The sequence below is a fragment of the Arthrobacter sp. Soil736 genome (assembly GCF_001428005.1).
In the GTDB taxonomy this organism is placed as follows: Bacteria; Actinomycetota; Actinomycetes; order Actinomycetales; family Micrococcaceae; genus Arthrobacter.
In genome coordinates, this window is record NZ_LMSB01000001.1 from 460,625 (window position 1) to 485,335 (window position 24,711).

General features: G+C 65.1%; 23 protein-coding genes. 5 read left to right on the top strand and 18 right to left on the bottom strand.

Translation table 11 applies throughout. The features are described 5' to 3' along the window. Positions 1-16: 16 nt before the first annotated feature. From ASG92_RS02150 to ASG92_RS02180, 7 genes are all read right to left on the bottom strand, one after another. On the bottom strand, positions 17-814 hold the full coding sequence (locus ASG92_RS02150) for an SDR family NAD(P)-dependent oxidoreductase (protein ID WP_056623708.1): 798 nt from the start codon (positions 812-814) through the stop codon (positions 17-19). Between the two features lie 101 nt (positions 815-915). After that, positions 916-1,947: a biotin-dependent carboxyltransferase family protein gene (locus ASG92_RS02155; RefSeq protein ID WP_056623710.1), complete on the bottom strand. Its 1,032-nt coding sequence runs from the start codon at positions 1,945-1,947 to the stop codon at positions 916-918. Then, positions 1,947-2,729 carry a carboxyltransferase domain-containing protein gene (locus ASG92_RS02160; RefSeq protein WP_056623713.1) on the bottom strand — a complete coding sequence of 261 codons (783 nt, stop codon included), beginning with the start codon at positions 2,727-2,729 and terminating at the stop codon, positions 1,947-1,949. The genes ASG92_RS02155 and ASG92_RS02160 overlap by 1 nt, the downstream gene beginning before the upstream one ends. Positions 2,730-2,777: 48 nt before the next feature. Then, a complete protein-coding gene (locus tag ASG92_RS02165) occupies positions 2,778-3,581 on the bottom strand; it encodes a 5-oxoprolinase subunit PxpA (RefSeq protein ID WP_056623717.1) in 804 nt (267 codons plus the stop codon). A 93-nt stretch (positions 3,582-3,674) separates the two neighbouring features. Next, on the bottom strand, positions 3,675-5,024 hold the full coding sequence (locus ASG92_RS02170) for an MFS transporter (RefSeq protein WP_056623720.1): 1,350 nt from the start codon (positions 5,022-5,024) through the stop codon (positions 3,675-3,677). Positions 5,025-5,075: 51 nt separating this feature from the next. Beyond that, the gene (locus tag ASG92_RS02175) at positions 5,076-5,708 is read right to left on the bottom strand and encodes an aldolase (protein WP_056623723.1); all 633 of its coding nucleotides are present in this window, start codon (positions 5,706-5,708) and stop codon (positions 5,076-5,078) included. A 191-nt stretch (positions 5,709-5,899) separates the two neighbouring features. Beyond that, positions 5,900-6,439 (bottom strand): gluconokinase, encoded by a 540-nt coding sequence (locus ASG92_RS02180; protein ID WP_056623725.1) that lies wholly within the window; start codon positions 6,437-6,439, stop codon positions 5,900-5,902. 210 nt (positions 6,440-6,649) lie between these two features. Between ASG92_RS02180 and ASG92_RS02185 the strand changes: the two genes are divergently transcribed. Beyond that, on the top strand, positions 6,650-7,642 hold the full coding sequence (locus ASG92_RS02185; RefSeq protein WP_056623728.1) for a 2-hydroxyacid dehydrogenase: 993 nt from the start codon (positions 6,650-6,652) through the stop codon (positions 7,640-7,642). Positions 7,643-7,974: 332 nt separating this feature from the next. On the opposite strand, the gene ASG92_RS02190 is transcribed toward ASG92_RS02185, so the two are convergent. The 9 genes from ASG92_RS02190 to ASG92_RS02230 form a co-directional block, all read right to left on the bottom strand. Continuing rightward, positions 7,975-8,859, bottom strand: coding sequence for a carbohydrate ABC transporter permease (locus ASG92_RS02190; protein WP_082579243.1), 885 nt, complete (start codon positions 8,857-8,859; stop codon positions 7,975-7,977). Further along, positions 8,859-9,791 (bottom strand): sugar ABC transporter permease, encoded by a 933-nt coding sequence (locus ASG92_RS02195; RefSeq protein ID WP_056623730.1) that lies wholly within the window; start codon positions 9,789-9,791, stop codon positions 8,859-8,861. The genes ASG92_RS02190 and ASG92_RS02195 overlap by 1 nt, the downstream gene beginning before the upstream one ends. A gap of 77 nt (positions 9,792-9,868) precedes the next feature. Beyond that, positions 9,869-11,161 carry a sugar ABC transporter substrate-binding protein gene (locus ASG92_RS02200; protein ID WP_056623733.1) on the bottom strand — a complete coding sequence of 431 codons (1,293 nt, stop codon included), beginning with the start codon at positions 11,159-11,161 and terminating at the stop codon, positions 9,869-9,871. Positions 11,162-11,208: 47 nt separating this feature from the next. Further along, positions 11,209-12,216, bottom strand: coding sequence for a phosphoglycerate dehydrogenase (locus ASG92_RS02205; RefSeq protein ID WP_056623736.1), 1,008 nt, complete (start codon positions 12,214-12,216; stop codon positions 11,209-11,211). A gap of 58 nt (positions 12,217-12,274) precedes the next feature. Then, positions 12,275-12,973: a GntR family transcriptional regulator gene (locus ASG92_RS02210; RefSeq protein ID WP_056623739.1), complete on the bottom strand. Its 699-nt coding sequence runs from the start codon at positions 12,971-12,973 to the stop codon at positions 12,275-12,277. Positions 12,974-13,130: 157 nt separating this feature from the next. Continuing rightward, positions 13,131-14,255, bottom strand: a complete 1,125-nt coding sequence (locus ASG92_RS02215; protein WP_056623742.1) for a sialidase family protein — start codon at positions 14,253-14,255, stop codon at positions 13,131-13,133. Next, entirely contained in the window at positions 14,255-15,712 is a 1,458-nt protein-coding gene (locus ASG92_RS02220; RefSeq protein WP_082579245.1) for an MFS transporter, read from the bottom strand. Before ASG92_RS02220 ends, ASG92_RS02215 begins: the two co-directional genes overlap by 1 nt. A 33-nt stretch (positions 15,713-15,745) precedes the next feature. Further along, positions 15,746-16,627: a dihydrodipicolinate synthase family protein gene (locus ASG92_RS02225; protein ID WP_056623745.1), complete on the bottom strand. Its 882-nt coding sequence runs from the start codon at positions 16,625-16,627 to the stop codon at positions 15,746-15,748. Positions 16,628-16,829: 202 nt separating this feature from the next. Beyond that, entirely contained in the window at positions 16,830-17,510 is a 681-nt protein-coding gene (locus ASG92_RS02230; RefSeq protein ID WP_200951856.1) for a GntR family transcriptional regulator, read from the bottom strand. A 167-nt stretch (positions 17,511-17,677) separates the two neighbouring features. Between ASG92_RS02230 and rbsK the strand changes: the two genes are divergently transcribed. From rbsK to ASG92_RS02245, 3 genes are read left to right on the top strand one after another with little or no spacing between them, the layout of a single operon-like run. Further along, positions 17,678-18,592, top strand: coding sequence for a ribokinase (rbsK, locus tag ASG92_RS02235; protein ID WP_056623751.1), 915 nt, complete (start codon positions 17,678-17,680; stop codon positions 18,590-18,592). Then, the gene (locus ASG92_RS02240; RefSeq protein ID WP_056623754.1) at positions 18,589-20,064 is read left to right on the top strand and encodes an FGGY family carbohydrate kinase; all 1,476 of its coding nucleotides are present in this window, start codon (positions 18,589-18,591) and stop codon (positions 20,062-20,064) included. Before rbsK ends, ASG92_RS02240 begins: the two co-directional genes overlap by 4 nt. Positions 20,065-20,112: 48 nt before the next feature. Further along, the gene (locus ASG92_RS02245) at positions 20,113-21,747 is read left to right on the top strand and encodes a fucose isomerase (protein WP_056623757.1); all 1,635 of its coding nucleotides are present in this window, start codon (positions 20,113-20,115) and stop codon (positions 21,745-21,747) included. A 70-nt stretch (positions 21,748-21,817) separates the two neighbouring features. Here the strand turns inward: ASG92_RS02245 and ASG92_RS02250 are convergent, their stop codons facing one another. Further along, a complete protein-coding gene (locus ASG92_RS02250; RefSeq protein WP_056623760.1) occupies positions 21,818-23,044 on the bottom strand; it encodes an NAD(P)/FAD-dependent oxidoreductase in 1,227 nt (408 codons plus the stop codon). Between the two features lie 111 nt (positions 23,045-23,155). On the opposite strand from ASG92_RS02250, the gene ASG92_RS02255 reads away from it, so the two are divergent. After that, on the top strand, positions 23,156-23,623 hold the full coding sequence (locus ASG92_RS02255) for a MarR family transcriptional regulator (RefSeq protein WP_056623763.1): 468 nt from the start codon (positions 23,156-23,158) through the stop codon (positions 23,621-23,623). A gap of 29 nt (positions 23,624-23,652) precedes the next feature. On the opposite strand, the gene ASG92_RS02260 is transcribed toward ASG92_RS02255, so the two are convergent. Further along, entirely contained in the window at positions 23,653-24,639 is a 987-nt protein-coding gene (locus ASG92_RS02260) for a DMT family transporter (RefSeq protein WP_240986962.1), read from the bottom strand. Positions 24,640-24,711 lie beyond the last annotated feature (72 nt).

Here is a 24,711-nt window from a genome sequence, read left to right on the forward strand (position 1 = left end):
GGAGCGCGTCCGCGCTTCACGGACGCGATGGGTCGTCGGCGGGCGCACCGGCCCACCGGCTGATTTCGATGTCCCCGGAAGTGTCGCGCTGGACGGTGGGGGCGATGATGAGCTCCTGGACCACGGTGCGCTGTGGGAGGGTGGCCACCAAATGGATGGCCCGGGCCACGTCCTCCGGCTGGACCATGGCATCGCGCTCTTCCGGCCGCGGCGGCCGTGCCCTGTTGTCCAGGATGGGGGTTGCGGTCTCCCCGGGGAGAATGGTGATGGCGCGCAGGCCGTCGTTGCGGAAGGTGTTGTGCAGGTACGTCATGAAGTTCCGCACCGCAGCCTTGGCGGCACCGTAGGCGGCGCCTCCGAGGAGGTTGGGGTTGACGGCCGCGAGGGAGGACACGGTGATGATGGTCCCGGTGTTGCGGTCGAGCATGTCAGGCAGAACGGCCTGGGTCAGGAGGTAGACGGCGTTGAGGTTCACGTCCAGCACCTCGTTCCATTCCTGCTGGCTGATCCAGCGGACATTGAGGACCTTGCTGGCGCTGCCGGCGTTGTTCACCAGGATGTCCACCGGGCCCAGCGACGCGCGGACCCCGGCGACCAGCGCATCTACGTCGTCCTTGGACGAGATGTCTGCAGTACGGGCGACGGCGTGACCGCCTTGGGCGGTGATGTCCGCCACGGCCTGGTCCAGGATCTCCTGCCTGCGGCCGACGAGCACCACGCTGGCGCCTTCGGCGGCCAAGAGCGCAGCAGTGGAACGCCCCATGCCGGTCCCTGCGCCGGTAATAACGGCGACCTTTCCTTCAAGTAGTCCCATGGTTCCGTTCCTAGAGTCGTTTGAGCAATGAGATTCAAATCGCATATGCGAAAAGTTTCTCATCTAGCCCGGTGGAGGTCAAGCATCCGGCGAGGAATACCTCAGGCGGCCGTCTGCTCCGGGGCGTGGCTGGCGGCGGCGTGCGGCAGATCTACGGCGAGGAACAGGTTGCGGACGCGATCCTCCAGCACCTGCAGTTGCCGCTGCTCTTCGCGGTGGCGTTCGACGGCGTCGTCCTGGCTGACCCAGCGGAAGGTCATCTTCTGGCCCGGCCGTGCCTGGCCCAGTAAAGGCAGGGATGCCTTCGTGGCGAACGCGACGATCGGGTAGCCGGCGGTCAGGGTCCGGTACCGCCCCAGAATGATCAGTTCATCCCCGTGCGGGATCTCGAAAGCGCCGATCGGGACGCCGTGGGACACGATTTCGCCGAGACCCTCAGGATGAATGACGGGGCCGTCCAGGCGCAGCCCGACATGGTTCGACTTGGCGGTGACGGTGTAGGCGCGCGAAGACAGGAGCTCCCTGATGCCCGGCGCCGCCTCGGTTTCCGGGCCCTCGACGATGTCGATGCTCCAGGTTCCGGGGGAGAAGGCCGGCACGGGCACCGGCAGCCGGAACAGCGGCTGGGAGAGGTAGGGGTGCTCAAATCCCCGGTAGCGGGTGCCGAGCTCGAGGTCCTGTCCGGCGGTGATTTGCTGCGGGAAGCCCATGCGCGCCTCGGGGGCGGCGCTGCCCATGAAGCGACCGGTCACGAGGGAGCCGCTGAGTGCCAGGTAATTGCGCATGCCGCCTCTGGCGTTGGCGATCATGACCCGGGAGCCGCCGGGGACGCAGACGGGCTCCCACATGCTGACTGCCTGGCCGTCGACGGTGACGTCGGCGGGGGCGCCGGTAAGGGCCATGAGGATGGGGGCGGCGGGAGTGAACGTGAACCGGCCGCCCATGATTTCGATGCAGGTGGCTGTGCGGCGGTTACCCACCAGGATGTTGGCGACAGCGGCTGAATGCTGGTCCGCCGCGCCGCCGCACGGAACGCCCATGAACTCGGAATGTTCCCGTCCAAGGTCCTGGAACGTGGCCAGCCACCCGGCTTCCCGGACTTTCAGGCCAACAGCCAGTTCAGCGGCGCCCATTAGTGGTCCTTCCGGGAGTCTGGTGCCGTCATCGGGTCCTGGTGGCCCTCCGGCCTGAGGAACTGTCCCTCAAGATGCTCCCATTCGCTCGCCGGGACGATCCGGAAGCGGACCCGGTCGCCGGGACGGTACGAGGTGGCCGGGTTTTCCCGGATGTCGCATACCGTCAGCGGCGTCCGCCCGATGACCTTCCAGCCGCTGGGTCCCGGGAAAGGCTGAATGATGGCGCTGGTCCCGGCCACCATGACGGAGCCGCTGTCGACGTTGGTGCGCGGCTCCTTGCAGCGGCTGACCTGGCCGGGGAACCGCACGGCGCCCATCATGGGTGCCATGGCGGAGGCGAGCAGGTTGATCGACAGCTCGGACTCCTCCAGGAGCCCCAGCACCGCTTCCTGGCTGATCCCCAGCTCCTCCGCGACGGCGGGAAGGTCGGGGGAGTAGGTGTCGCTGACCACCATGGGAATCACGAACAGCTCCGCGGCGCGGCCCGGCTCGGTGTGCTCCAGCCCGCTGCCTGCCACCGCTAGCCTGATCGTCTGGGCGAGTTGGCCATGGCTGACGGCGAGGCAGTCAAACTCGACCAGCAGGGAATCCACGCCGGCCACGACGTCGGTCAGCCCGTGCGGACGCACGTCGAGCAGGATCTCCCGGAGTCTGCGGCTGCCGGACTGTCGTTCCTCCGCGTCGGCCGTGGCCACCTTGAGCATGAGGGCCGAGTCACCGAAGGGCGTGGCCTCGATGTCAGGTAGCCGTCGCGGCGGTTGTCCTGGCTGGGTGCTCATGTTTCCTTGTTCCGTACTCGGGTGGTGGCGTAGGTGGAGGTTGCGGGGTTAGGCGGCGGCCCGGCGGGCCTTTTCGGCGAGGACGTCCTTCAGCCCGGTGGCCTTGATGCCGGCCTTTTCCAATGCGGCGCGGAGTGCGGTGCCGTTTTCGAGAACCTGCGGGTGGTCGCCGTGGAGGAGGACGACGTCGGCGTCGTGGCCCAGCGGGACCACCTTGCCGGTGACGGCGCGAACGGTGCCTTCCGTGACGACCTGGACCACGCGGCGGCCGATCTCCTCGGGGTCGTGCAGGAGTGCGCCGTCGGTATTGCGGGAAACAGGCATGCCGTCCTCCCCGTAGCCGCGGTCGGCCAGGAACACGTAGCCGACTTCGAGTCCGCGCTTCCTGGACTCGTCGGCCAGGAGCCCGTTCTGGCAGATAACAATGTAGGACGGGTCGTAGGCCTTGACGGCGTCGGTGATGGCGCGGGCGTGCTTGGCGTCGGTCTGGGCGATGCTGCCCATGCGGCCGTGCGGGGCGACGTGGCTGATCTTGCCGCCATGGATGCGGGCGAAGGCGTCCAGGGCGCCGAGCTGGTAGAGGACGTCGGTGCGGATTTCCTCTTCGCTGGCTTCGATCAGGCGGCGGCCGAAGCCGACGAGGTCCGGGTACCCGGGGTGGGCGCCGAGTTCGATGCCGCGGTCCACGCAGGACTTAACAGTGGCGTCCATGACGCGGGGATCGCCGGCGTGGAAGCCGCAGGCGATGTTTGAGGCGGTGACCAGGCCCAGGAGGGCGTCGTCGTCGCCGATCGTGTAGTTGCCGTAGCTTTCGCCGAGGTCCGCGACGACGGCGACTGAATTGATGCTCAAGGTTGGCTCCCTGTGGTTCTTGTGATGGTGCTCTGTGGTCCGACGACGGCGGCTGGCCGGCAATGGCGGCAGGCCGCCGTCGTTCGGGTCTTGTTAGTGGGTTTGCAGCGGCTCGCCCTTGGTTTCCTTCAGGAAGAGCACGGACACCAGGGTGATGATGGCGGTGCCGATGGCGGCGTAGGCGGGGACCATGCTGTTGCCGGTTGCCTTGATGATCTCCGTCATCACCAGCGGCGCACTGCCGCCGAAGATGATGGTGCTGATGCTGAATCCGATGCTGTAGGCGCTGTAGCGGACGGTGGTGGGGAACATTTCGGTCAGCACGGTGTGGACGACGGCGGCGTGGCCGGAGAAGGCGATGGCCATGACGACGGTGGCGATGCAGGCCAGGAGCATGTTGCCGGTGGTGATCATCGCGAACATCGGGTAGGAGACCAGCGCCATGAGGATGGCGGAGACGGCCAGGACGGGTTTGCGGCCGATGCGGTCGGACAGGCGGGCCATCAGCGGAATGGAGATGATGATGGCCACCAGGCTGAAGGCGGTGACGGTGAGGGCCTGGACCATGGTGAAGTTGTTGCCGGTGCCCAGCTGGGTCTTCAGGTAGGTGGGCATGTAGGCGAACAGCAGGTAGTAGCCGGGGCCATTGAGTGCGGGAAGGAAGATGGTCAGGGCGATCGCCTTCAGGTGGCGCTTCGACGTCAATGCAGCGCGCAGCGGGTTACGCTCCACCTCATTGCGCTCGCGGAGGGCGGCGAAATGCGGAGTGTCTTCCATCTTCGAGCGGATGTAGTACCCGACGTAGCCCAGCGGCAGGGCGAACAGGAACGGAACGCGCCAGGCCCAGGATTCCATGGTCGCGTCGCCGAGCGTGGTGATCAGGGTGGCGGACAGGGCGCTGCCGAAGAGCAGGGCGCAGAAGGACCCGACGGCGATGAAGCTCATGGAGAAATTGCGGTGCCGGTTGTGGGCGTATTCACCCACGAAGGCCATGGCGCCGGCCACTTCGCCGCCGGCGGAGAAGCCCTGCAGGATCCGGAAGAGGATCAGCAGCGCCGGTGCAGCCCAGCCGATCACGGAGGAGGAGGGGATCAGGCCGATGCAGGCCGTGGCGCCCGAGATGAGCAGCAGCAGCACGGCCAGCAGGTTTTTGCGCCCCAGCTTGTCCCCCAGGTAGCCGCAGATCACGCTTCCAAAGGGGCGGGCGAGGAAGCTGACCAGGAAGCCGACGTTGGTCAGCAGCAGGGATCCGAGGTCCTTCGAACCCATGATGTTGATGGCGAGGTATGTGGTCAGGAGGCCGTAGATGCCGTAGTCGTACCACTCCACGAAGGAGCCCATGGTGCCGGCAATGGTGGCCTTGCGCACCACTTTGCCGTCCGCGGTCACAACGCGGATTTGTGCGGTGTTCAGTTCCACTGATTCCGTCGATGAATTAGTCATGGTGGGTGTCTCTCAGTCTAGGCGGGGTGCCGGGGGCGGGAGAAGCTTGTTCTAGCTGTATTCGCGGGTAATTTCGGCCGTCATTTCGGCCTCGTGTGCGGCGACTGCGATAACGCGTTCCAGGATTTCGGCTGCGCGCGCCTGCGGGATGATGACCACGCCGTCGTCATCGGCGGCGACAATGTCACCGGCCGAGCAGACGATGCCGCCGATGGCCACGGGTTCGCCGATCACGCCGGGGCCGTTCTTGAACGGCCCGGCAGGGGTGGTGCCCCTGGCGAAGACCGGGAATTTGATATCCGTGATGGTGGCGCGGTCCCGGATGTAGCCGTCGATGACGGCGCCGGTTGCACCTGCAGCCTCGAAGCGCTGGGACAGCTGCTCGCCAACCAGGGCGCGGTGCTCGTGGCCGAATCCGTTGATGACCACGACATCTCCAGGCTCAATGTAGTTCAGTGCCTCGATGACGGCGGCGTTGTCGCCGGCGGCACCGAGGACCGTCAGCGCTGACCCGACACAGTGCGCCCCGGCCCAGACGGGGTTGATGTTGCCGTCCACGAGGCCGAGACGTTCCATGGCGTCGCCGATGTTGGCCACGGGGAACTTCTCGAAGGCCTTGACCAGATCCCGGGCCGGCCGGGTCCAGGGTGCGGTGCGGACTGTGAGTTCGAGCGTTGTTGCCATTGTGTTCCACCTTGGGATTGGGAGGGTTCGGATGAGTCCAACGCCTTGAGACGTCAATCACATATGAGAAAAGTTTCGCGTTTTCTTTTTCATCCGTCAAGGGTTTTCTGTTTCGGGAATGTAAAAGGTTCGCGTCGCCCCGGGGCCGGCTCGGCTCCGCCGGCGGTCTGTCGCCTGAGCGGCGGCTGTACTTAGCGCGTGGCCGCCGCGCGTGCGGTGAGGGCATCGAGGTCGGAGCAGATTTGCTCGAGGAGGCCTTCGGGCGGGAGTTGGAAGTCGGCGCGTATGTGTCGTTCATCCGCGGCCGGTGATTCCAGGGCTGCCAGCTGTGACTCCAGCAGGCTTGCGGGCATGAATTCGTGATTTCGCGCGTTCATTCGCTGCAGGAGTACCTCACGGCTGCCTGTGAGATGGATGAAGACCAGGTCCGGCACGTGAAGCCTGAGCAGATCACGGTAGGAGCGCTTCAATGCCGAGCAGGCGATGATCGGGACGGCGCCGGTCCCTTGGGCTTCCCGGAGTGTCCGGCCAATCTCCTCGAGCCATGGCCGCCTGTCTTCATCGCAAAGGGGATTCCCGGTGCGCATCTTCTCTTTGTTGGCTGCCGGATGCAGGTCGTCGCCGTCTATGAAGGGCAGTCCGAGCCTTTCGCCCAGCAGAGAGCCGAGGGTGGATTTTCCTGAACCGGAGACGCCCATGACCACCAGGGGCGGGAGTGGATTGCTACCCATTGCGGGCTCCTTTCGCTCCGGGCGCCGTCGCCTCGGAGGTGGTGAGATTCATTTCACACTTGCGAATAGTTTCTCAGATTTTTCGCACATGTCAATGTTCAGGAAGGCGCCAACGCGGAGTCTTGACTGCGGTCGGAATCTGAGAAAAGATTCTCATATCTTTCCGGGCTGACCTTAGCCCTCTCCCGTCCCGCACCACGAAAGGCCCCCATGCAACTCGTCCACACCGTCAGCTTTCCGGACACAGAGCTGCTGTCCCGCCTCCAGCCGCTGCCCCCGTCGTTGCGCGCGGTCGTGTGGGACCTTCGCTCGTCTCCGGACGGTGCCGGGTTGGCTGAAATCGATGCCGTCATCCTTCCCTATCTGAACGCGGGCGAGGTGCTGGGAGAGCTGCGGAATGTGCCCGGCCTCAAGTTCGTTCAAGCCCAGTCGACGGGCTACGACGGCATCATCGAAGCTGCCGGTCCCGCCGCCGGAGTTTCCAACGCGGCAGGGGTCCACGCGGCGGCAACGGCCGAGCTCGCCGTCGGTCTCATCCTGGCTAAACTGCGGGGGATCGACGTTGCCGCGCGGGACCAGCAGGCTCGGCGCTGGCGACCGGAACGCAGGCTGTCTCTGGCAGACCGACGCGTCCTGCTGGTCGGCGTCGGCGGAATCGGCCACGAAATAGCCCGGCGGCTGGAACCCTTCGAGGTCGAGCTAACCCGGGTAGGCAGTTCTGCCAGGACTGACGAGCACGGCCCAATCCATGGCGTGCAGGACCTCGCCCGCCTGGCCTCCAGTCACGACGTCCTGGTCACCGTTACCCCGCTGAACGACATCACACGCCACCTTGTGAACGCTGAAGTCCTGGCAGCCATGCCTGACGGCGCCCTCGTGGTCAACGTCGGGCGCGGACCCGTTGTGGACACGGACGCCCTGACGGCGGAGGTGGCCTCCGGCCGCCTGCATTGCGCACTCGACGTCGTCGACCCCGAACCCTTGCCAAAGGAACACCCGCTCTGGCAGGCCGCGAACGCGCTCATCACACCCCACATCGGCGGCAACGCCTCGGCCTTCGAGCCACGTATCCGCAAGCTGCTGGCGAAGCAGTTGGATGCCCTCGCCGAGGGCCGGGCGCCAGCCAACCTCGTCCAGGCGGGACCGTTCCAGCGGTCCGCCACCGACGGTCACGGGGACTCGTCAAAGGAGCCTCGATCATGAAAAAACGGGCCTTGGTGAATTCTCGCCGCCACGAACCTCATACGGCCAAGACCGGCACCCACTGCCCGGCCCCCGCTATTTCGCGCGCAGATACCGAACACGGACAGGCGCGCGAATTTCATGAAGGAGCAGTCGTTCCCAGCGTGGATGGGCAGCCGGTGACATGGCAGCGGGAAACAGGCTCGGCTGGACTCAGGGCTGCGATCGGGCAGTGAAGCGCCTCCGTTCAAGTTCATCTGAACGGAGGCGCTGTGTCTCTGATCTCTCGGTTTTCTGGTGCAGCGGTGCCTAGGGGAAGGAAACTCGCTGCACGAAGCTTTCTTCGCCGGACTTTAGCCCTTTGTGGCGCCGGCCGTCAGTCCTGCTACGACGTATTTTTGCGCGAAGAGGGCAACCATCATGACCGGGACGGTGATCAGCACTGAAGCTGCCATGAGGCCGCCCCAGTCGACCGACGCGTAGGCGGTGAAGTTTGAGATCGCCACGGGCAGAGTGCGTGTCTCCTGGTTGGACAGTACAAGGGCGAACAGGAAGTTGTTCCAGCTGAAGATAAACGACAGGATCGCTGCCGTTGCGATGCCCGGGGTGGCCAGCGGCAGGGTGATTCGTGCAAAGGAACCGATGCGCGTCAGCCCGTCCACCTGTGCCGATTCCTCCAGTTCAAGCGGCATTCCTTCGAAGAAGCTGGCCAGGATTGCCACCACCAGCGGCATGGTGACGAAGATGTGGGTGAGGATAAGGACACCGTAGGACCCCACGATTCCGAGCTGGGAAAAGACGTAGTACCAGGGCACGAGCAGGCTGACGCCGGGGATGACGCGGGCGAGCAGGAGGAAAGCGGTCGCGTTGGTGACCTTGAACCGGGCGATGGCGTAGGCAGCAGGCACGCCAACCAGCAAGGCGACGGTGGTTGCACCGGCGGCGACGATGAAGCTGTTCAGGATAAACGGCAGGAACTTCTGGGTGTTGATGACGTTGTTGTAGTTTTCCAGCGTCGGCAGGAAGTCGAACGTCCTGGCAGGGTTGGTGATGTCCAAGCTGGTTTTGAGGGAGGCCAGGAGCATCCAGACCAGCGGAGCGACGAGCACGAAGACGACGGCGATGATGCCGAGGACCCTGAGGCCGGTCATGATGCGTCGTGAGGTAGGCGCCTTACGCATCTTTTGGGGGACGACTGCGGCTTGAAGGGCTGGCCTTTGGGCTTGAGTGAGGCTCATCAGACCCGGTTTCCTTTCTTCCGTGCCAATGCCAGAAGGGACAGCACGATGAGGATGAGCATGAAGAACAGGATCAGCAGGGCGGAGGCGCTGCCGTACTGGGAGTATTCGAAACTTTCGCCGTAGGCGAGGATGTTCAGGGTTTCGACCTCGTTGTTGGATCCGCCGCCCCTGCCCTTGGTCGTGTACAGGATGTCGAAGGTCTTGAGTGCGTCGATGGCCCGCAGCAGGACCGCGGCGATGATTGCGGGCATCAGCAGGGGTACCGTGATGTGGCGGAAGCGCTGCCAGGCGTTGGCGCCGTCGACGCGTGCGGCCTCATCCGGGTCTTCCGGCAGGGCGCCCAGGCCCGCGAGCAGGATGAGGACCATCATTGGGGTCCACTGCCAGACATCGACGAAGATCAGGGTGTTCAGGGCCTGTTCCTTGGACGAGATCCAGCCTTGGGGGCTGAGGCCAAGCCACCTCATCACTTCGTTGGCGAAGCCGATGGATGGCTCGAAGATCAGGAGCCACATCATGCCCACAGCCACGGGGGTTGCCACCAGCGGAAGCAGGATAAGGACTCGCACGAAACCCTGGCCCTTGAACGGTTTGCGCAGCATCAGTGCGATCGCAAGCCCCAGGATCAGCTCGATGAGAATTGCGAACGTGGTGAAGTACGCGGTTCTCCCGACTGCCGGCCAGAACCGTTCAAAGTCGGTAAGCCAGTGCACGTAGTTATCCAGCCCGACGAAGTCCTTGGGCCGGTTGATGGACCCTGCCGCGTCGGTCAGGGACAGGTAGACCGTGTACCCGATCGGGAAGGCGATCAGCACGATCACGAAGATCACGGCGGGGCTGATGAAGAGCCACTTCATGTGGCGGTCGGCCCACTGCCAGAACGGTGAGGTGGGCTTTATTTTGCGGGGGGAAATCGTGGTTGCAGTCATCGTAGATTCCATCACCTTGTCAGTTGCAGGGTCTGTGGCGGGCCGGGAGGCCGGCCCGCCGCAGCCCGGAGCAACTATTACTTGGATTCCTTGTCCAGCAGTTCCTGGAACGACTTGTTGGCCGCTGTCGCGGCGGAGGCAACGTCGCCGCCTTCGATGGCGGTGACGACGGGCCCGCCCACGAACTCGCGGGCGCGGGCCACCTGTTCCAGCTGCGGCCGGTCGTGGCCGACGCCGGTCGCGGCGATGCCCTGAACAATCTTGACCAGACCTGCCGGGAATTTGGCAGTTGCTGTCGAATCATCCCAGGTCGACTGGCGGGGTGAGGGAACGGTGTCGCTGACCATCAGTTTCTTGAACATTTCCTCGCTCGTGGCCCACTTGATGAAGTCGAACGCGGCGTCCTTCTTCTTGGAAAATTCGCTGACTCCGGCCACCCAGGGAACGATGTTGTACGGCTTCGAACCGGCCGGGCCGGCAGGGAACGAGCCGTAGGCCACGGTGTCGATGACGTTGCTCTTGGTCTTGTCCAGGAAGTTGTAGGCCTGGCTGTCGGCGTCCAGGTAGAAGGCCGCGTTTCCCTGGGCGAAGATGGCAGAGGCCTCAACGAAGCCCATGTTGGTGGCACCCGGAGGGCCCGCCGTCTTGAGCAGGTCGCCATAGAAGGTGTAAGCCTTCACAGCCTCGGGGCTGTCAATGGTTGCCTTGCCGTCCTTGGCGAAGTCGCCGCCGAAGCTGTAGAGGAACGACGAGAACTGGGTCACGGACGGGACTTTCTGTCCGCGCATCGTGATGCCGTAGAAGCCCTTCGCTGGATTGTTCAGTTTGACGGTTGCGGCCTTGAGCTCATCCAGCGTCTTGGGAACTTCGATGTTGTTGGCCTTGAGGATGTCCGCCCGGTAGTACATAACGTGACGTTCCGTCATGAGGGGAATGCCGTAGATCTTCCCGTCCAGGGCGGCTGCTTCCTGTGCAGGCTTCTGGAAGTCGTCCCATTTCCAGGACGCGTCCTTTGACGTGTACCCTGTGAGGTCCGTCAGCCACTTGTTCCGCGTGAATTCCCGCATGACGTCCTGTGGCTGGTAGACCATGACGTCCGTGTCGGCGCTGCTGGCGTTCAATTTCACTTTGTACTGGTCGTTGAGCTGTTCGTTGCCGAACGTCTCAATGTTGACCTTGATTCCGGTCTGCTTTTCGTATTCCGGCAGCAGCTTCTTGATGCCGGCCGCCCACGGGTTGTTCCCTGAAACGATGCTCAGGGAAGTCACCTTCTGCTCCTGCTGCGCGGATCCGCTGCCGCAGGCAACGGTCGACGCCGCCAGCGCAAGGCTGAGTCCGAGTCCTGCCGCCAGTCTGAGGTTCTTCTTCATTGAATTTCCCTTTCGGATTTATGGTGCAAAGTTGTGGTCCAGCGGTGTTAGAGCGCGCTTACCCGTGGTTGGTTGCGCAGGTTCTGCGGTTCACTTCCGGTAAAGACGTCGATGATCGCTTGGGCCGTGACGAGTCCGACGGTTCTGTAGGCCTCGACGGTGTCCGCGGCGGCGTGGGTTGTGGCCAGAACGTTGTCCAAACCCAGAAGGGGGTTGTCCGGTGAAACGGGCTCCGATTCCCACACGTCCAGGGCTGCACCTGCGATCTGTCCTGACTGCAGCGCCTGGAAGAGGGCAGTTTCGTCCACGAGCCCGCCGCGGCTGGTGTTGATCAGCACGGCATGCGGCTTCATGAGTGCGAGGGCTTTTGCGTTGATCATGTGGTGCGTATCCGGTGTGTGCGGGGCATGGACACTGATAAGGTCCGCGCGGGCCATCACCTCGTCGAACGGCACAATCTCGACACCCAGCGCCTTGGCCGCTTCGGCATCGGCGTAGGGGTCACTGGCGATGATCCGGGTATCAAAGCCGGAGATCCTGCGGGCCACGAGGCGGGCAATGGCGCCGAAGCCCACCAGTCCGAGGGTCTTTCCGCACAGTTCCGATCCCGTGTACCGGTCCCAGCGGCCGCCGCGGATGTCCTTGTCCATGACGGCGATCTTGCGCTGAAGCGAGATCAGCATTCCGACGGCAAGTTCGGCCACGGCATTGGCGTTCCCGCCCGGGACATTGGAAACAAACGTGCCGTTGGCGGCGGCGGCATCGAGGTCCAGGTTGTCCAGCCCCACGCCAAGCCGGCCAATCGCGCGGAGGTTCGGTGCGAGGCTCAGGACCTGCTCGTTCCAGAGCTCCACTCCGGCCACTGCGCCGTGGATCTGGCCCAGATACGGCAGCATGTCCTCGAATGTGTAAGGCCGTTCGCCGGGGTTTTCGATGAGCGAGAACCCGGCGTCGAGAAGCAGCTTCCGACCGTCAGGGCACAGCTCGGCATATCTGACCGGTCCGATCAGGATGCTCTTGCCGGCACCGACGGGACCTGTTTGTGGGGCGGTCATTTTTCTCTCCTAGCATGGTGGTTCTGGACGTCCGCGTCTGCGCGGAAGTCGGCGGGATTCAGGAGTGCTGAAAGTGTGGCCGGGGCGTCGCGGCGCGACCCTCCGCGTTCATTGCGCTGAGGAACAGGTTCCTGGTTCCTTGGAGGTGGCGTCCTATTGCACGGCGTGCCTTCTCCTCGTCCCCCGAGCGGAAGATCCGAAGGAGTTCTTCGTGCGAGGCGACGGCGGCGTCCAGGTCATCGGGTGATTTGTTGGACAGCTGCAGAATTGCGGTGAAGGTTTTCTCGTACAGGCCCCACACGTGCTGGACCCGGCGGTGGCCGGAGATGGCATAAATGCCTCCGTGGAATGCCATGTCGGCGACGGCGAAGTCGCGGGAGTTCCGTCGATCGGCGGCAACGCGCATGCCGTCGATCAGAGTCTCCATGTGGGCCCAGTCCGCCGGGACTGCCGAGCGGATGGCCGTCACCGCCGCCAGCGATTCGATGGCTCCGCGCAGGCTCAAGAGTTCTTCGATATCGCGGTCGGTAAGCCCCACCACGAGCGTTCCCCGTTTGAGCGAGAGGACAAGGCCCTCGTCCTCAAGCTCCCGCAAGGCCTCGCGCACAGGTCCACGGCTGACGCCGTACTCGGCGGCCAACGCACCTTCGACAAGATGCGTGTCGGCCCGCAGGGAGCGGCTGAGGATGCGCAGGCGAAGATCGGCGGCGACCTGGCAGCCCAAGCTGGGCTGCCGGATAGGCTGCACTCTTTCCACCCAAAGCTCCTTTGCTAACCAAAAACCGCTAACCAAAAACCGTTTACCGTTAACGAAACTGTATAGGAGGACTTTGTGAAGCGCAACACACAAAAAAGCGCCGCCCCTCCCCAGCGGGAGCGGCGGCGCCATGAGTGCCGTGCCGGCACAAGACGGCCTAAACGTTCAGATGACTGATTGGAATGGAAGCAGCTACGATCCCCCTGCGTTGCCAGGAGTATGACACCACGAGACGGTCACCGGAGACGGTGAGGGTGGGATACGAGTATTCACCCTGTCCTGTCGTGACCACGCCGGAAGCTGCCGCGGCCCCTGGCCTCAGCCCACCGCCGTCGGTCGGCACCGGTCCGTCTCCGATCGGAGTTGTCCCGTCGTCAACCGTGACCGCGTATGCCCAGGTTTCGCCGTCGTCGTGTGAGATGGAGAGGCCCAACGGGCATCGTGGTCCCCAGTCGCCGTCCACGGGATTGTGCGCGCAGACCAGCCGGCCATCGGGAAGCACGGCTACATCCAGCCCGCTGTTGTTGTTCGGCAGGCCCACCGGCCGTGCCTCGCCGAACACCATTTCCCCGGCATCGCTGCCCCCGGCAGACCGGCTGAGGAAAGCACTGCCTTCACTGCTCCGGCACAGCAGGCTGATGCCGCCCCGTCGGTCTTTCCACAGCGAGGGCTGGATGATTCCGGCGCCACGCAGCCGGTCCCGGTCAAGGGGCACCGGCACTGCTGTCCAGGAGCGCCCCGAGTCATCGCTGATGTCCACGAAGGCGGTCCAGGCGGTCTCTCCCGGCGCGTCCCCCCAGGCCTCGAGCGAAGACGGTGCAAACCAGCGGCGCCCCACCGCGAGCGGTTGGTTCTTGACCGGACCCCTGCCGCCGGCGTCGCCGGGTACCAGCTCTGCGGCCGGCGACCAGGTAACTCCGTTGTCGGTGGACGTGCGGTAGTACGTCTGCCAGGCGGAGATCAGCGGCCCCTTCTTGTAGAACAGCCACAGCAAGCCGTCCGGATCGTGGGCAAGGACGGGATTCCAGTGAGCCACGTCCTCGCCTTCATCGACGCAGACCGGGGCGCCCCATGTGACCAGGTCGGGGGACGTTGAGAGCCAGATGTGGTTATCGGGCGTGCCCTCGGCTGTTCCGGCGAAGAAGGCAACGAGGAACCGGGGTCCGGACGCGATGATGGTTGAGGCGTGGCATTGGGTCCAGGCGGGGTTGTCCACTGTAACGAAGCTGCGGGTCACATGTTCGCTGACCCGTGGGAAGGCCGAAGGGAGCACCTCTGGCATCAACGGACCTGCGGGGATGAGGCCATCTGCCGGGCGTCGGACTCGCTTGCTGCGTCCTTCAGGTCCTTCTCCGCCTGCTGTGCGCCGGTCAGGAAGAGGTTCCGCTTGAAGGTCTCGGGTGCCAGCCAGACCGAGACCATGCTGATCGCGGCGCCAACCATGACGTATCCGGCCACCAGGGGCCAGTTGGTGCCGTTTTCTCCGGCCAGCATCGTGGCGATGAACGGCGTCAGTCCGCCGGCCAGGATGGAGGCGATTTCACGCCCCGCGGCGGCGCCGCTGTAGCGGCGGTCCGCCGGGAACAGCTCGGCGAAGAACGCGGGCTGGATGGAGTTGATCGCATTGTGTCCGACGTTCAGAACCAGAACGTAGCCAAGCAGGATCAGGGCGAAGACCCCGCTGTGCAGCAGCCCGAAGAAGGGGAACGCCATGACGAACACGACGGCGGAGCCGAAGAAGTAGACAGGCCGGCGCCCGATGCGGTCAGAGAGCTTGGCGAACAGGCCGTGCGCGGGGAAGGACAGGATGGCCATGATGAAGATGGCCAAGGTGAGCTGTTCCTTGGGGATGCCCAGGTTCTTGGGGCCGTAGGACAGCGCGAAGACGGTGAGCAGGAAGTAGGGGAGCGCTTCAGCGAACCGCAGTCCCAGAATCAGCAGGAGGTTACGCCAGTCATCAAGGAAGACGCTGGCCAGCGGTCCGCGTGCCGGCTTCGCGCCGGCCTTGGCAGGCTCTGCCGTGGCCGAACCGGTGTTGGCGGCGTCGATGCGTGAGGCTTCGGCTGCTCTGGCGGCCACTGCCTCTGTGAATACCGGGCTTTCCTTGAGGCTGCGGCGCATGTACATGCCGACCCCGAGCACAACTGCGGAGAGCAGGAAGGGGATCCGCCAGCCCCAGGCAATCTGGTCGGCCTGGGGGAGCAGGAAGACCAGGCCGAAGACGCCGGTGATGAGGATCTGTGCGGAGAACCCGCCGGTGTTGGGCCAGGCGCTGAAGAACCCGCGCCGGTTCTGGGGTGCGGATTCGAGCACGATGATCATGGAGCCGCCCCATTCGCCGCCGACGGCGAAGCCCTGGACCAGCCGGAGCAGGACGAGGATGATGGGCGCCCAGATGCCGATCACGTCGTAGCCGGGAATGAGGCCGATCAGGAACGTGCACAGGCCCATGATGCCCAGGGTCAGGATCAGGGTGGACTTGCGGCCCACGGTATCGCCGCGGCGCCCAAAGAACATGCCGCCCAGGGGCCGGGCAAGGAACCCGACGGCAAAGGTTCCGAAGGCCGCGAGGGTGCCTACAAAGCCGTCAGCGCTGGGGAAGAACACGTGCGGGAAGGCAATGGCTGCCGCGGTTCCGTAAACGAGGAAGTCATAGTACTCCAGCGTGTTGCCGATGAAGCTTGAAGCCGTGACTTTGCGGACGTACTTCTTCTCCGCCGCGGTCTGAATGGTGCTCATAGTTAATCGTCCTTGATTGAGAGCGGGTCTGGTTTATCGTGAAGCCACCGCATTGATGCGGTCAATGGCGGAGGCAATGTCCTGCTGGAGCCCCGGTGCGACGGCGTCAATGCTCATGCGGACAGTACCGCCGGGCAGGCCCCGGTGGGTGATGCCGAATTTCAGGGCGGCAATGCTGGGACCCAGCAGCGGCACAAGAGTTTCTATGTCTGCCTGGGCCGCGGCCGCGGCTGCTGCATCGTTTGTGCGGACGGCCTCCCTGTAGGCAGCCCACGGCTCGGGGCAGACGGCTGAGACCCCTGACACCGTGCCCTGGCCGCCCAGGGCGAGGATGCTGGGAAGGTCGGCGTCATTTCCTGACCACAGTCGGAACCCTTCCGGGGCGGCAGCCAGGTACTCGCGGACACGCTTGGAAGCGGCGCCCGAGACCTTGATGCCGTCAATGCCTGCCTCTGCGATCAGGGCTGGCAGATCCCCTGGCTGGACGTCCGTTCCGGCAACCTCGGGGAAGACGTACGCGTACAGGCTGTCTTGGCCGGCAGCACCCCGGAGGGCCTTGTAGTACGCCGCGACGCCGGCGGGGGATGCGGTGAGGAAGTACGGCGTGATTGCCGCGAACCGCTGCGCCCCGATCTCCTTGGCTGACAGCAAAAGGCTTACGGCCTGCTGCGCCGACGGCGCTCCCACGTGGGCAACGACGCGCTCGGGACCGAAGATCGCGAGGGACTCGCGGATGACCTCGATCCGCTCGCCATCGGTCAGCGCCGGGAATTCGCCCGTAGTTCCGGCGGCGAAGACGCCGTCCACCAGGGGGCTCAGCCGCTCAAGGTTGCTCCGCAGGGCAGGAAGGTCCAGGATCCCGTCCTGCGTGAAGGGGGTGGGAACGGCGGAGAGGATTTCGGGAACTGTGGTCATGGATTGACTCCATTGTCTGAGAGAAGGAACAAGTCATATTCTCGTTAACCGTTAACGGAGAACGATAGGCCCACCATACACGCGCTCCCGGCAGTGCGCCACAGGTGACTTTCTGAATTGCCTGGTCCGCCACGGAGGGCATGAGAAAAGGCCGCCCACGGAGGGGCGGCCTTCAGTTGGGCAGCATGCTGCGCTCCGGATCTTAGGTCGAGGCGGCCTCAAGTTGCAGCCAGAAGGGTTCGAGTGCGGTGGTCATGCGGTGCTGGGAGCCCGCAAGGTGCTCCTCCAGCCGGGCCGTGAGCTCGGGCAGCTTGGTCCCCTTGGCCAGGTCCAGAAGCACGGCGTGGTCGTCAGCTGAAGGGCGGAGGTCGACGTCCTGTTCATTGGTGACGTCGAGCATGGCGCCGAAGGTGGGGCGGTACTGCTCCCACATGGACTGCAGGCGCGAATGGCCTGAGAGTCGGTAGAAAGTGCCGTGGAACGCCAGGTCATGTTCGGCGAAGGTGTGCCAGTCCCGCTTGGCCGCAGCGGCATACATGGCATCGAGCTCTGCCTCCGATGCGCTCCACCCGCCAGCTCCGGTGCGCTCGGCCGCCAGCTTCATGGCCAGCTTTTCCATGGAGGTGCGCAGCGAGTACAGCTCCTCAACATCGGTGCGGGAGAAGCCGCGGACAAAGAACCCGCGACGGCGGTCGTCGAGGAGCCCTTCGGAACTGAGGATCTTCAGCGCATCGCGGACCGGCCCGCGGCTCACGTCATATGTTTCGGCCAGCGTGTCTTCCACAAGGTGGCTGCCAACCGCCAGCTCGCCGCGGATGATGTTGCGCCGGAGTTGGTCGGCGAGCCGTTCGCCCATCGTCGCAAGACGCAGATTCGACTGCACTGACTTTCCTTCGATCGGAGTTGCTGGTCCTTCTATTCTGCCCCACCAGCAGGGCCGGGGCCGCTCCTTGCGTCATGCGCCGCCCTGCCCTACAGTTTCGTTAACGGTTAACGAACGCTGACGTTTCGACGGGGCGAGCGGTTTCCCCTCAGCGAAAGGACAGCGCAGTGACGCGTATTGCAGTAGTTGGCAGCATCAACATGGATCTTGTGGCGGTGACAAAGCGCAGACCGCTGCCTGGTGAAACTGTGACCGGAGATGAGTTCTTCACCATGCCCGGGGGTAAAGGGCTGAATCAGGCGGTCGCTGCCGCCAGGGCCGGCGCCGACGTCTCGTTGTTGGGAGCGGTCGGATCGGACGCCTTTGGCGCCGAGGTGGTGGCCGCGCTCGCCGGCCTCGGAGTGCCCACAGGCGGCATCACCCAGCAACCGGGAAGCACCGGCGTCGCCCACATTGTCGTGGATGGTGATGCCCGAAACTCCATCATCGTCATTCCCGGCGCAAATGGGCTCATGACGTCCTTGACCGGTTCCCAGCAGGAGGCAATTCGGACGTCTGACGTGCTGCTCCTCCAGCAGGAACTGCCGCTGTCCATCGTTGAGGAGGCCGCCGAGTATGCGGCCGCACACGGCGTGGCCGTCGTTCTGACCCCCGCCCCCGTCCGGACACCCAGCCGCAGGATGCTCAGCATTGTTGATGTCCTCGTGCCCAATGAGCACGAGGCGCTGGAGCTGTGTACGCAGCTCGGCGAGGAGGCCGCAGATCCACTGGACGCCGCCGGGATCCTGGCGCGCTATGTGAAATCAGTGGTGGTCACGCTGGGGGACAAAGGTGCCGTCTGGATTGAACAAAACATCCGGCATCACGTGCCGGCAGTAGCCGTGGACGCCGTGGATACCACCGCGGCAGGGGACACCTTCGTGGGCGTCCTGGCCGCCGTCGGGCTCGCGGACGGCCGGCCGACGGCGGCGGGATTGCAGCTAGCCTCCGCGGCTGCTGCGCTGGCCTGCCAGCGCAGGGGCGCCTCATCGTCCATGCCCACGTTGCAGGAGATCAACGATTTCATGGCGGAGGCAAAGTGAAGACGAAGGCCGTTTTCGGCATTGACATCGGGACCGGAAGTTCGAAGGCCATTCTCACCACGCTGGACGGGACGGTGATCCGGAGTGCGAGCAGACAGCACAGCGTCCTGGTGCCCGAACCCGGAATGGCTGAAATGGACGCCGCAATGTGGTGGCACGAGCTGACCGGTATGGCGCGCGAGCTTCTCGCTGACGGCGGTGTCGACGTCGTCGCCGCGGGCGTCAGCGGAATGGGACCCTGCGTCCTGGTCACGGACGGGAGCAACACGCCGCTTCGGAACGCGATTCTGTACGGCATCGATGTACGGGCCATCGCCCAGATCGAGCAGCTCACCGCGGAATGCGGCGGAACCGCTGAATTGCTCAAGCGCTGCGGGTCCGCCCTGTCCACTCAAGCCGTTGGACCGAAGCTGCGCTGGCTGGCCGACAACGAACCTGAAGTCTTCGCCCGGGCACGCCGGCTCTACATGCCGGCGTCGTGGCTGGCGCACAAGCTCACGGGGGCCTATGTCCTGGACCATCACTCCGCCAGCCAATCGACTCCGCTTTATGACACGCAGTCGCAGGAATGGTACGCACCCTTCTCGGCGCTGGTGGCCCCGGACATCGAGCTTCCGGAACTGCTCTGGCCCTCCGACGTCGCCGGCCACATCACGGCCGAGGCAGCGGCGGCGTCGGGACTTCCCGAAGGGATCCCCGTCGTCACCGGGACCATCGACGCCTGGACGGAGGCCGTCAGCGTGGGCGCCCAGGGGGTCGGGGACCTCATGCTGATGTACGGCACCACCATGTTCCTCATCAACACCGTGGCCTCGGCGGTCAGCAGCGAGGGCCTGTGGGGGACCGTCGGCGCCTTCAAGGGAACACGGAACCTGGCCGGGGGCATGGCAACCTCCGGCGCAATCACCGGCTGGCTCCGGCAGCTGTGCGGAGACGCGGACTACGCCGAACTCCTGGAGCTGGCCGCAGCGTCCGGCACCGGCGCACGTGGACTGCTGATGCTTCCCTACTTCGCCGGGGAACGCACTCCTATAGCCGATCCCTATGCACGCGGCGTGATTGCGGGGCTGAGGACGGATCACGGGCGGGGAGACCTCTACCGGGCCGCATTGGAAGCCACCGCGTTCGGCGTGCGGCACAACGTCGATGCCATCGAGGCCGCAGGGGGCGATATCCGGCGGATCGTGGCCGTCGGCGGCGGGACGCAGGGAGGACTCTGGACACAGATCGTCTCCGACGTCACCGGACTTCCGCAGGTCATCCCCAGCGTGACAGTCGGCGCCAGCTTCGGTGCCGCCTTCCTGGCAGCCGGCGCGATGGGCCCGGCGGAAATCTCAGAATGGAATCCGCCGGCGGGCATCGTCGAGCCGGAACCCGGCGCGCATGCCCGGTACAGCGAGCTCTACGAGCTGTACCTCGAGCTGTATCCCGCCACGAAGAACATCGTCCACAGGCTCGCAGGGCGAGGCTGACCTGCCCGCGTGAAACCGGCATCGTATTTCAACGAAAGGTACTACCCCATGACCGATTACGCCTTCCCGGAAGCCCTCACGCTGCCCCAGGCCACCGACCGGACTGTCTACACCCTCGCCAGCGGCGACCTGAGGCTCAGCGCCAACACCAGCTGCTGGGCCGCCCAGCAGCAGCTCGAGCAGGACTTTTCCGCCGCCGTCGAAAGCTTGGGGTTCTCGGTGGAGCGGGCCCACGGGGTCAACCCCGCCACCGGTCACGGCCTCATCGACAGCCAGCGAATGGGCATGGATGTTTTCAGGAACATCCCGCCCACGGCCCCCATTGTGGTGGTGGAAGCGGTGTGGCAGTACTCGCACCACGTCCTCGCCGGCCTCCGGAGCCATCAGGGCCCCATCCTGATCGTCGCGAACTGGTCCGGGCAGTTCCCGGGTCTCGTCGGGCTCCTCAACCTCGCCGGGTCGCTGACCAAGGCAGGGGTGGAGTACTCCGCCCTCTGGAGCGAAGACTTCACCGACGACTGGGCATTGGGCAACCTCAAGGAGTGGCTGACGAGTGGCCGCATCGTGCACGACGAGTTCCACGTGCGTGACCTCCCCGCGCTGCCCGACACGGATGAAACGCGCCTTGGGCGGGCACTGGCCCGGCAGCTGAAGGAGGAGAAGGCCATCATCGGCATCTTCGACGAGGGCTGCATGGGGATGTACAACGCCATCATCGATGACGAGATGCTCAACCCGCTGGGAATCTACAAGGAACGCCTTTCGCAAAGCGCGCTGTTCGCCGAAATGAACCAGGTCAGCGATGACGAGGCCGAGGCAGTCAAGACTTGGCTCGACGACGCCGGATTCACCTTCCACTTCGGCACCGATGAAGCCACCGAACTGACCGCTGCCCAGGTTCGGAGCCAGTTCAAGATGTACATCGCGGCCGTACGGCTCGCCGACGACTTCGGCGCCGACGCGATCGGAATTCAGTACCAGCAAGGACTCAAGGACCTCGTGCCGGCGTCCGACCTCGCGGAGGGCCTGCTGAACAACGTTCAGCGCCCGCCGGTGCTTTCCCGCGACGGTTCCCGCGAACTCTTCGAAGGCCGCGCACTGCCGCACTTCAACGAGGTGGACGAGGGCGTGGCCGTCGACGCGCTGGTGACCAACCGGATTTGGACGGCAATGGGCCTTGACCCGGCCAACACACTGCATGATGTCCGCTGGGGCGAGGAATACGACGGCGAATTTGTCTGGGTGTTCGAGATCTCCGGATCGGTGCCGGCATCCCACAACGGCGGCTACGACAAGTCGTACTCAATGCGCCAGCCGGCCATGTTCTTCCCGAAGGGCGGCGGCACGCTGTCCGGTGTCTCGAAGCCGGGGGAGATCGTGTGGTCCCGGGTGTTCATCATGGACGGCGAACTGCACCTGGACCTCGGACGGGGCCACGTGGTCCAGCTCCCGGCGGAGGAAACGCAGCGGCGCCTGAACGCAACCGATCCGCAGTGGCCCATCATGCATGCGGTGCTGAACGGCGTGAGCCGCGACCAGCTGATGGCCCGGCACAAGGCCAACCACGCCCAGGTGGTCTACGCTCCGGATGCCGAGACAGCCGACAAGGCGCTGGCCGCAAAGGCTGCCTTCTTCGAGGAACTCGGCGTGAAGGTCCACCTGTGCGGCGACGTTTCCCTCTGACGCATGAGAGAGGGGAACCGACACTCAGCAGGGGAAGAGCCATCCCCGGCCGGCGGCAAACGCCGATGAATTAGCCGGACAATGCGGCCGCCTCGCCCCGGGCGGGGCCCCACGGAATGTGGTGGCCGTATACCCAGTCGAAGCTGTCGGCCGCGCCGCGTGACAGCGAGCGGAAGACCACCCTGAGGGCCAGGTCCTGGAAGACCCGCTGGAACTGGCCCCTGATCTTCGGTGCCGCATTCCGGCGCCCCCATTCGACCACCGCCTCGGCCCTGCCGCGGCGCTCCGATTCGTAGCGTGCCAGGGCCGGCGTAATGCCCTCCGTCCCGACGCCCAGAAGGCCGCCGCCCAGCGTCACGGCATCCTCGATGGCCATGGAGGCGCCCTGGCCCGATGAGGGCGAGGCGGCGTGGGCCGCATCGCCGACAAGGACCATGCGGCCGCGGTGCCAGCTCGGAATGGTGGGGAAGTCGTAGGTCATGTACGGGGTGATGATGCCGTCCGTGGCTTCAATAATCTGGGCCATCAGTGTGCGGTCCCCGGAGACGAGCCCCATCAGCCAGCCCTTGAGTTCGGAAGCGTCCAACTCGGCGGGATTGCCGGAGGACCGCTGCAGCGGGTTGGCAAACCACCAGATCCTGCCGTCCGGGTCGGGCATGTAGCAGTAGAAGCAGCGCTTGCCGAAGACCATCTTCATCCGTCCGGGCTCAACATCCAGAGCGGGGCCGAGGCCGGCCGGAACGATCCCGCCGGTATTGAGCAGCGGTATGCTCCTGGGCCGCGGGGATGAAGGCGCAATGAGCGGCCGGACGGCGGAACGCAGTCCGTCGGCGCCGACCAGGAGGTGACCGGCAGCGGCGGTGCCGTCGCCGAAACGGGCGGTCACGCCGTCGGGCCTTTCCTCGACCGCCTGCAGGCGCTTGCCGTACTCGATGCGGGCGCCCCGCTCCACCGCCTCGTTGCGGAGCAAGGCGTAGAGCTCCGAGCGGGTCATGGTGCGGGCGGTGGTTCCGTCCGGCAGTGTGCCTCCGTAATTGAAGTCGGCAAGGTGCCTCCCGGTGCTGCCGAGATACATCGACATGCCCGGCGTGCTGAAGCCCAGGCTGCGGGCGGTGTCCTTCAGGCCAAGTGTGTCCAGGGCGTCGAAGCCGTTGACGGCGAGGGTCAGGAAGCCGCCCACGCCGTCGGACGGTTCGGGGTAAGCCTCGTAGACCGTGACCGCATGACCCGCCTTCCGCAGGGCCAGGGCGGTGGACAGCCCGGAGATCCCGGAGCCGATGACCAGGCAATTCAACATGGCGGTGTCCCCGCAGAAAATTATTTCGTTCGGATGAAAGAAATATAATTCCCGGGCATGCGCACGGTCAATCCCTTCGGTCAAGCGAAATAATTTTGCTAGCCTCGGAGCATGGAATCCGAGCAGCGAGAAGCCCTGTTGGCCGCGGTGTACGAGTCGGGTCGGGAACTGTCGACGGCGGCCGTCATGTTCCACACAGCGCTGTCCGAGCTGCGCGGGCTCTCCGCGACCGAAGGCAAGGCGATCGACATCCTCATGCGCTTCGGGCCCATGACGGCCGGCGAGTTCGGTGAGCATTCCGGGCTCGCGCCGGCGTCGGTGACCGGCTTGATGCAGCGGCTGGAGAGCAAGGGCGTCGCACGCCGGGTCCGGCATGAGGACGACAGGCGCAAGGTCATGATCGAGCTCGTGGGCGACCAGGCAGCCGCGGCCGCACCCTACTTTGCGGACTTCATGGGCGGACTGGCGGCGCTCCTGGAAGGTTACAGTGACGAGCAGCTGCGCACGATTGCCGACTTTTCCACGCGGGCCGCCCGGATCCAGCAGGAGGCCGCGGGCCGGCTGGCCGCGTCACCTTAGGTCGGACGGCTTGGCGTGACTTTGGCGGCTTAGCCCACTCCCGCGGGCTGGCCGTCTCGCTCCTGCGCGGGATGAGGCGGGCCGGGCGCCGCACTGATGTCTTGGGCCCGCCCGCTCGCGGCGTTCCCCTTCGCGCGTGTTGGCGTGAGGTTGAAGGCGATGACGCCGATAACGATGAGTGTCAGGGCCACGGCAAGGGCCGGGGTGATGTGCTCGCCAAAGAGCGGGACCGCGACCACCGCAGTCAGGACCGGGCTCATGGCGCCCGTGGCTGCGGAAATATTGCTGCCGAGTGCTCGCACGGCGTAGGCGTAGCAGAGCGTGGACAGGAGCCCGGTCCCGACGCCCTGGAGCGCGGTGAACAGCAGGATGTCGGGCAGTTTTGCCGTGCCGTCCGCCAGGTTCGATGGCATGAGGCCGGAGGCTGCGAGGCCGGCTGCGGCCAGTGCCGAGGGCGCGCAGATAAGGACGACGACGCCGATCGGGTCAAGTTGCGTGCGCCGGAGGCCGATCGTGAACAGGGCCCAGGCCATCCCGCCGGCGAGCAGCACGCCGATGCCTGCGATCGTCGTCGCTGTCGTCGCCTGGAACGCGCTCGCCGCGACACCCGTGACGATCGCCCCGAGGGCGAGCAGTTGCCGCCCTGGGATGCGGCTACGCCACGCGATAAAGACGAACGCGGTGACGAACAGGGGTACCGTGCCGGGCACCAGCAGGCCGGTCAGGCCCGCCGTCGTCAGGTGCGCCCCGAACGCAAAGAGCAGGAAGTGCGGCAATCCGCCGATCAGGAGCAGGAGGAGTACGCCGGGCCGCTCCCGCCGAAGTGCCCGCACCCTTCGCGGGATCCACGGGATGAGGAGCGCCGCCGGCGTCAGGAAACGGATAAGCGCGACGTCGATCGTGGTCAGGCTAGATGCGCCGATTCCTTTGGCCGACAGTGCAAATGAGGACCAAAGAACAACTGTGGCCGCGAGTGCACCTGCGCCCATCAGCCTCGTACGCATCTGGCTGTTCACCGGCAACTCCCTTTCAATCTCCTTGTATTGGAGCAATTTTAGGAAAACGCGAAGGGCAGCCGATTGCCATTT